Annotated in this window: 5 protein-coding genes and 2 pseudogenes; 3 read left to right on the top strand and 4 right to left on the bottom strand. The window is 31.9% G+C overall.

Going from position 1 to position 7,937, the window contains the following annotated elements:
• Positions 1-271: 271 nt before the first annotated feature.
• The 4 genes and pseudogenes from SR62_RS00950 to SR62_RS00930 all read right to left on the bottom strand — a co-directional run.
• Positions 272-1,960 carry a ShlB/FhaC/HecB family hemolysin secretion/activation protein gene (locus SR62_RS00950; RefSeq protein ID WP_002893445.1) on the bottom strand — a complete coding sequence of 563 codons (1,689 nt, stop codon included), beginning with the start codon at positions 1,958-1,960 and terminating at the stop codon, positions 272-274.
• Positions 1,961-2,083: 123 nt separating this feature from the next.
• Positions 2,084-2,997: pseudogene (locus tag SR62_RS09440) on the bottom strand (hypothetical protein); the annotation flags it as partial.
• Between the two features lie 1,843 nt (positions 2,998-4,840).
• A complete protein-coding gene (locus SR62_RS00935; protein WP_002854810.1) occupies positions 4,841-5,275 on the bottom strand; it encodes a filamentous hemagglutinin N-terminal domain-containing protein in 435 nt (144 codons plus the stop codon).
• 11 nt (positions 5,276-5,286) lie between these two features.
• Positions 5,287-6,740: pseudogene (locus SR62_RS00930) on the bottom strand (hypothetical protein); the annotation flags it as partial.
• 98 nt (positions 6,741-6,838) lie between these two features.
• Between SR62_RS00930 and SR62_RS00925 the strand changes: the two are divergent.
• The 3 genes from SR62_RS00925 to SR62_RS00915 form a co-directional block, all read left to right on the top strand.
• Positions 6,839-7,288 (top strand): hypothetical protein, encoded by a 450-nt coding sequence (locus tag SR62_RS00925; protein WP_002892961.1) that lies wholly within the window; start codon positions 6,839-6,841, stop codon positions 7,286-7,288.
• Positions 7,289-7,322: 34 nt separating this feature from the next.
• Complete coding sequence (locus SR62_RS09235) at positions 7,323-7,517, top strand: hypothetical protein (protein WP_002904440.1); 195 nt, start codon at positions 7,323-7,325, stop codon at positions 7,515-7,517.
• 301 nt (positions 7,518-7,818) lie between these two features.
• Positions 7,819-7,937, top strand: a 119-nt coding sequence (locus SR62_RS00915) for a GTP-binding protein (protein ID WP_222703345.1), incomplete at its 3' end; no start/stop codon positions are given.

Raw genomic sequence — 7,937 nt, 5'->3', positions numbered from 1 at the left:
TTAAAAAACAAGATTATAAAACACCATTTAGTTTATAAGACAAAAACCAAAAGAGTTAATTTATAAAATCTACTAAGCTAGTGAAACTTTATAATTTAAAAGATTTTAAGTCCTTTTTTCAAAAAAGGAAATGAAAGTATAACCAATTAAACTTAAAAGTGTATTAAACAAAGGATTAAATAGTATAAATATTTGTGTAAGTATTTATATAAGTATTTGGTGGGTTGAAAAATGGGGGGGGGAGGTAGAAATTTCTCCAATCACCCCAAAGTTAAAAGTATTTTCCTAGGCTTACATAAACTCTTGCTCGATGTTCTCCATCGTGTTTAAACCGATGAACAGCTCTTGCAGCATCCATTTTTACATAAAAATTAGCACTTCTTGTATAGAGTATTTGCATACCCATTGCATCCATAAAATAATGATTTTCGCTTTGATATTCTTTATTTTCATACCAAGAATATCCTATATCATAAAAAGGAGTCAAGTAAAGCCCTTCTAAAGGTGTTTGAAATCTTATTCCTAAGGTGCCAGAAACAACATTATCCGCACTCCCCTCGCCTTCTAAATAAGCACGCACACCATAAGGTCCACCTAAAGACACGGATTCACTACTATCTAAAACAGCACCACCGATAACTTTTTGATAATTGAGTTGAAAAATGTGAGTTAAGCGTTCTTGGAATTGATATTCGTTGCTTAAATTTAAATTCATTTTTCCAAAATTCCCTAAATTTACTCCATTAAATCCAGAAGAATCACCATCGTTTTCAACATTGCCATATGTAAAATTTAAGGTATAACTTAGGACATTATTCTCTAAACCTTTATAAGTTCCTTCTATGCCTAAATTTACACTATTGCTCGCTTTTTCATTACTTACTAAACCATCAAGATAATAATCTTTAATCTTTTTATGAGTAAAACCCGAAACAAGATATAAAGAATACTCAGTATATAAAAACACAGGATAAGAAAAATTTACCCCAATATTCATAGAGTCCCCATAAAAACCAAGATTTCTATAAATTCCACCAAGAACATAATGTCCTTGAGTTACAAATGGAGTAATTTTTAAATTTCCTATAAAAGTACTATAATTAATCCCATAATCTATTTGATTTTCATCGCTATCTTGAAGATAAAAATTTAAGTTATCCCCTTGTCTTGCTATATTGTTTAAACTTTGACTCATTCCTGCTCTAAAACGACCTGTTTCTTTAGTCCCATAGTTGTTAGAATATAAAGTTAAAGTTGCACTATCACCTTTGTTTACTTCTATAATAACATCGCTTTCTCCATAACCATCACCTGATTGTAAATTAGTATTGGTTTGGATTCCGTATATTTCATTGATTTTGTAAATTTCATTTTCCACATTTTTAGTTGTGATAACTTTCCCTTTAAGATTTTTGTTCAATTTACTCTCTAAAGCATAATCCCTCACACCTGAGTTGTTTTTAATGATTACTTTTCCTAAAGTTCCAAAAGCTATGTTAATTTGCACTTTGTTAGAACTTAAATCTTGTGGTGGTATATAAGCAGTTGCCGAAGGATAGCCACTTACTTGACAATAATAAGCTATAATGTTTGTTATATCTTTTAAATTTTGTAAGCTTAACTCTTGGTTGCGATATTCAGCTATTGCATCTTGAATTTCTTTTTCGCTAATTCTTAATTTTTTAAATGTCAAATCTTTATTATCGATATGCAAAACATACTCTCTTACAAAAACCTTAGCTTCATTTTGATCAGTTTGTGAATTTGTAATATTTGTAGTATTTTGCTCTTTAAAATTTACAGGGCTTTTTTGATTTTTTAATGTATTTTTTAAATTTTTATTTTGTGGTTCATTTGCTTCAGGAGAGCTTTCTATAAGCTCTCTTATTTTATTATTATTTAGCTCTTCAGCATGTGAAAATACTTGCAATAAGACTAAAACAACTAAAATTTTTCTCATTTTTATTTCCTATTTTGCATTTACACAAATGTTCATTGTCTTAAAATTATCACTTACAATACAACGCAAACCACTACTTCTAGCATCTGCTTCTCCTATTTCCACTTGATCATCATCTTCTTCTTTTTTTGTGTCTACTTCGGTTTGAATTTTTATAGGAGCTTCTACAACCTTTTCAGGAATTTCAGGCGGCAATACAGAAGGTTTGTCTGGATCTTCACCCCCTTGTTTATCTGGCTCATAAATAGATATATTTGGTTTTTCTGGCAATGAAGCTAATTTTCCTTCGAATTTATAATTTCCAGTGTATGCTTTATCATCTACATCTTTACCTTCTATAGAAAAACCTTGAGAATTTAGAATTTCATTTTCAAGCTTATAGTGAAATCCTTCATTTCCACTAAGATCCGCAAACTGCTTTTCAAGAGCTTCTTTTTGTTCTAAAAGTTTTTCATACATAACTTTAAGTGTTTCATCGCTAACTAAGCCTGATTCTTTGATTTTTTCATAGTTTTTATTTTCTTTGTCAAGTTGAGCTAAGGCTTCTTGGTATTTTTGTAATTCTTCTTTAAAACTAGCGAAATAACCTTCGCCGGTTTTGATTTTATCCATAGCAGTTTTCTTTTGCGTCCATTTTTCATAAAGATTGGTATAATTTTATAATTTTGATCTTGGGAATTTTTCCACAAATTTACAAATTCTTGTTCTACTCCAGTATCTTTAAATGCATTTAAGAAATTTAAACTTTGAGTGATCTCACTGGCTTCATCTTTTCCTACCACACCCTTACTATCTACGTAAGTCCAAGTTTTGGTATCAAAATCATAAGTGTATTTTCCATTCATCAAATCATCTAAAATTCTTTGAAGTAATTTTGGATCAAAGTCATTTTTGGATAATACAGGATCTTTAAAATCAGGTACTTCTGGAGTAATTTTTGCATTACCATCATAATAAGAAACATATCCATTGTTATAATCCTTGCTAACCACTCCATCTTTTTCAAGAATAGCTATAATTTGTTTATTTATCTCCATATCTTTCATCGCATTATAATCATAAAATTCATATGATCTGCCATCTTTGTAAGCATAACCATTTATAGCACTCCCAAAAAAGCCATCTTTGATATCTTGATAATACCAATTATATTGCTTAGTGTTATAATTTTTTTCATAATAGATAGCAACATTATCCGTTTTCATAATTCCATCATTCCAATTTTTCACAGAGTACCCATAGAATAAACCTTGATATTTTTCATTAGAATTTGAACGAAACTTTTGAGCAATAATACTTACATCTTGTCCAAATTTAAGTTGAATATTATTAAAATTTGCTCTCCCAACTTTTGATGTAAACAATCCCCCAAAAAATCCACCAGAAAAATTATACTCCCAGTTATTTAAATCTGGAAAATAGCTCGAAGCTCCATCTCCAGCTTTAGCGTAAATTTGCATTTTTTGATCAAAGTTTAATAATATATTTTTAAAATCAACATATAAAATTTTATCATCTAAAGGATTTAAAAGCCCTATAAAACCGCCAGAACCTACTTTAAAATTACCGTTAACAACCCAAACATATCCTCTTTTCGCAATAATATCTCCAAAATTTATTAAAGAAATTTTTTCAAAAGAATTAGTTCCATTTATAGCTCCAGCAAAACCTCCTGCGCCAGCATGCTTGACAAAAGTTTTACCATCTGCTTGAACACTACCTATATTTTTTAAATCAATTTGAGAAAAATATGATTCATCTCCAGCATAACCTACAAAACCACCTGCAAAAATATTACCACCTGTTTCTGAACCTAAAATCGTTACTCCGCCAATATTGTTTAATAAAATATTAGAAAAATTACTACCTTCTGAATAACCAGCAAAACCACCTAAGTAAATATCAATATACGCGCTGCTAAATTTACCCTCTGGCTGTAGTGCGATTTTAGAAAAATTATCTAAACTAATACGATTAAAACTAGAACCACTTTTGGCATAACCTACAAAACCGCCACCATAAAGAAATCCACTGGTTCCATTTTTGGAATTTGGGTCAAAGAAAATTAAATCTCCAATATTTTTTAAATGAATATTACTAAAATCTGCGCTAGAGCTTTGCCCAACAAAAGCTCCTCCAGAATTTGTTTTTCCGCTAAATTTCAAACCATCGACATTAAGATTATAAATTTTAGCCTTATTGTTACCATCTTTTCCTTCAACTTTACCAAAAATACCAGTATTCCATCCTTTGTCTGTGTTTTGAGCATTGATAAGTATATTTTTTAAAGTATAATTTCCACCATCAAAAATTCCACTAAAGGCATATTTACTTGCACCCACAGGATCCACTGCATTTTTATATCCAAAATCTATATCGCTAACCAATCTTACAGTTGTTAAATCATCTTTAAAAATTCCATTTAATTCATCTTTATTCCAACCATTTGAAAATAAAATCCATTCTTGAATATTTTTATCATTTTCCCAACCACCAATAGTGATGGCTTTGTAAAAATTTTGACTCTCTTTTCCATTGTAAGATGACTTTAAAATAGTACCAAAATCTCCAAATTGATATTTATCATTTGCAAAACTTGTCATATCCCTTTGCATAAATCCCTCAACAATAGCCGTGCCTTTGAAGCCATCTTTATCAATTTTAATAGTATTTTTATTCTCTTTATCTTTTCCTACACTAACATAAACATAATTTCCTATTAAATGGGCTGTTTTAGCATTAGTTTGCCCATCTTGCCCCGCTAGCTCCGCTCCTACTCCTATTTCAACCTTATTTCCTATTAAAACAATATTATCTGCATTAATCTTTCCAAGATTGATAATATTTCCTTGCTTGCTTACATCAAATGCTGGAGAAAAACTAGCTCCTTGCTTTAAAAAAAGTTTTAACATTCTCATCATTTAAAGGTGTCGTGCTAGCTACAAATTTTCCCGCAGTGATAGTTCCTGTTTTGCCAATCAAAACTCCCATGGGATTAACTAAAAAGATATTGTTATTCCCGCCATTTAAAGCTCCGTTTATCTTAGAAGCATCTTTTTGATAAGCAATGTTTAGGTAGTTTTTACCAGAAGTTGTAAAATTTACACTTTCTCCCTGAGCTATATTAAAACCACCACCCCATTGGATAACATGATTTTGTCCTTTTCCTGTAATCGTTACAGTATTTCCAGAGGTATGGATAGTCCCACTTGTACCATGAGTAAATTTACCTCCTTGTGGTAAAGCATAAGCTTGAGAAAAGAGTAAAGAACTCACCGCAAATGATAAAACTATATGTTTACTCATCTTTTTCATGTTACTCTCCTTTAAAGTATGTTGATATAAATTATTTTTGCATCATCTGAAACTTCAAAGCTAAAATTTACATTTTTCAATGTACTTTTAGCCAACTTTTCTATCTTGTTGTAATTAAATTTATTTTTATTATTTTTCATTTTTTCTAACAAATTTTCTAATTCTTGTTGATTTAACAATCTATTGTCACCATCATAAATTCCAACATCACTTTGTATGAGAATATATTTTCCTTTTGTTGGTTTATTTTTAGTAAGAATTTCCATACTTCCATTTGAAGGAAGATTGATAAGTTTTTCTATAATCAAGATAGGATTTTTTATTTTATTTGATAAAATAAAAGTAAAATTTTCAAAGTTATTTACCACTTCTGATTTGACATCTTGAGTATCTATAATCAAACGATTATTTTTAGAAAAATCTTCTTGATGCGGTAGAATTTGAGTGATTATTTTGCCTTTTTTATTTACTTCATGAAAAACAGAACCAGAAAGCAAATCGATATTTACATCTTTAAAGAAATTTAACTCTCCACCTAAATATAAAGTATTGTTATAAGATTTAAAATTTGAAATATCCGAAGTTCCAGATGGAGCTAAAAATATAGCATCTTGATTTTTATACTCATCTATATTTAAATTAACAAGCTCCATGATATTATCATGAGAATTTGCAGACACTCCAGCTATCAACCCCACATAACCTTGTCTTTTATCTGAGGCAGTACTAAAAACTGTGTTGTTGATGATGATTTTATTAAAAGCACTTTCTTTATCTGCTTTTATGATGCACGAACTTTCCACGGCAGCCGAAGAACAATCTTTAAGCTTTATAAGATTGTTGTTTGCATTTTGAGTTGCTTTTAAAATAATTTTTGAGCCCTTTCCTAAAGAACTCGCTTCGGTTAAACTCTGAATGAGATTATAATTTATTTTATTATTTGAAACATTTTTAGCATTGATCATCAAACTTAAATTTTTAGATGATTTAATATTTTCAAAATTTACTTCATTATTGTTTGATTCATCAGCGATATAGTCTATACCATCTAGCGTAGTTTCACTTGTAATAAAAGCATATAAAGGCAATGAAATAACAGAATCTTTTATACTTAAGGTATTATTATTTGCTTTTCCACTTAAAGTTCTAGCTGCATATACAGTAAATTTATCAGAATAATTTTGTGGAACTTTTTCATAGGTTAAATCATTTTGTATATCAATAATATTAAAATTCGCACCCTCCGTAGCAAAACCTCCGTAAAGATTGTAATAATTTTTCCATAAAAATTATTACTGATTTTTAAAGGTTTTTTAAGACGAAATACAATTTTATTTCCATTAGCTTCACCATCGTTAGAATACCCACCATAGAGGTTTAACGATGCATGTGTTTTAATGTTTTTATCAAGATGATCTAATGAGTTAAAATGGTAAACTTCTATAGAATTTTTCTCTGCATTACCGTGAGCGTTGGCATATCAAAAGGGACTTATATGATTGGTGGCTGCGGAAAATAAAAGAGGGAGCTTCTGTAGGGCATAGATACAGCTGCCTTTGCGTTTTGGCGTCCTATGCCGTTAAGTGCGATATTCCGGAAGATGAGCTTTTTACGGACGCTTTTTCCCTATTGCAGTTTCTTGATGATATGTCAGATGATGAGCATAACCGTTTTACTAAGCGTGATATAATGGACGCTATGCAGTTTTATCAAGAAAATTATGTCACATATAGTCGAAGTGAAGCGGAAAGAGTATCGGCTATTCCTATGCCAGCGAATAAAAGGAATTACCAAAAACAGGCTGATCACTTAGAAGAAGCAAGAGCAATTCGTGATATTCGTATGAAAAGACAGGATAGGGATTGGAGAGAGGGAAATGGTAGACCAAAAGGCAGCGGAGAAAAGTCGAAGATTGTCGAAGAATGGCAGCGTCAGCACCCGGACGGAAAGAAAGCAGACTGCATACGGGAGACAGGATTGAGCAAGCCCACAGTTTACAAGTGGTGGAAGTAGGGCATACTTGAAATGCCGAAAGGCATATGGTATAATGCCAGTAGGCGAAAATGACAGAAGTGCTCATGTGGCACAGCAAAAAGCCCCGGAGGTCGCAACTCCGGGGCTTTTCTATTCCGTTCTGGGTGGGTGGCTTAATCCCAAGGCTGGCTACCAGTTATTCTTCTCCGTCCAACCATTTGCAGATGTAGTAGGCAACTACACTTGCCAAAACAGAGAGAAAAAATGACAGAAGTTCACTCATGCGGTTCACCCCCTTTCTCTACCTGTCTGGGGGCGGTAGCGTCGTTCATTATATCACAGGGGCAGAAATGCCACAAGAAGCCATTTCCCCTTGTTTATCATCAAAGCCATAAGGAAAAGAGTGTCAAGGGCGGTCATAGACCGCAGCGTTTACCCTTGATACTCTTTTTTGTTGGCTATAATGCCGGAGGGGAAAACGGCTATTGGAGTTATTTACCCAGTGATAGGAGTATTTATCACTGGGTATTTTTATGCCCTTTTTTGGGTGTTGATAGGAGGAAAATCACATGAAAATAATTAACTTAGGCATTCTGGCTCACGTTGACGCAGGAAAGACAACATTAACGGAAAGTTTATTGTATACCAGTGGTGCAATTGCAGAACTAGGGAGCGTAGATGAAGGCAC

Origin of the sequence: Campylobacter sp. 2014D-0258, assembly GCF_008000495.1 — a bacterium.
Taxonomy (GTDB): Bacteria; Campylobacterota; Campylobacteria; order Campylobacterales; family Campylobacteraceae; genus Campylobacter_D; species Campylobacter_D jejuni.
Note: the sequence above shows the minus strand (reverse complement) of the source record. Positions and strands in the feature narration are given on the sequence as shown.

Coding starts and splice junctions, on each gene's coding strand:
- SR62_RS00950 (WP_002893445.1), bottom strand. CDS start 1,960: ATGAGAAAAATTTTAGTTGTTTTAGTCTTATTGCAAGTATTTTCACAT.
- SR62_RS09235 (WP_002904440.1), top strand. CDS start 7,323: ATGCCAGTAGGCGAAAATGACAGAAGTGCTCATGTGGCACAGCAAAAA.
- SR62_RS00935 (WP_002854810.1), bottom strand. CDS start 5,275: ATGAAAAAGATGAGTAAACATATAGTTTTATCATTTGCGGTGAGTTCT.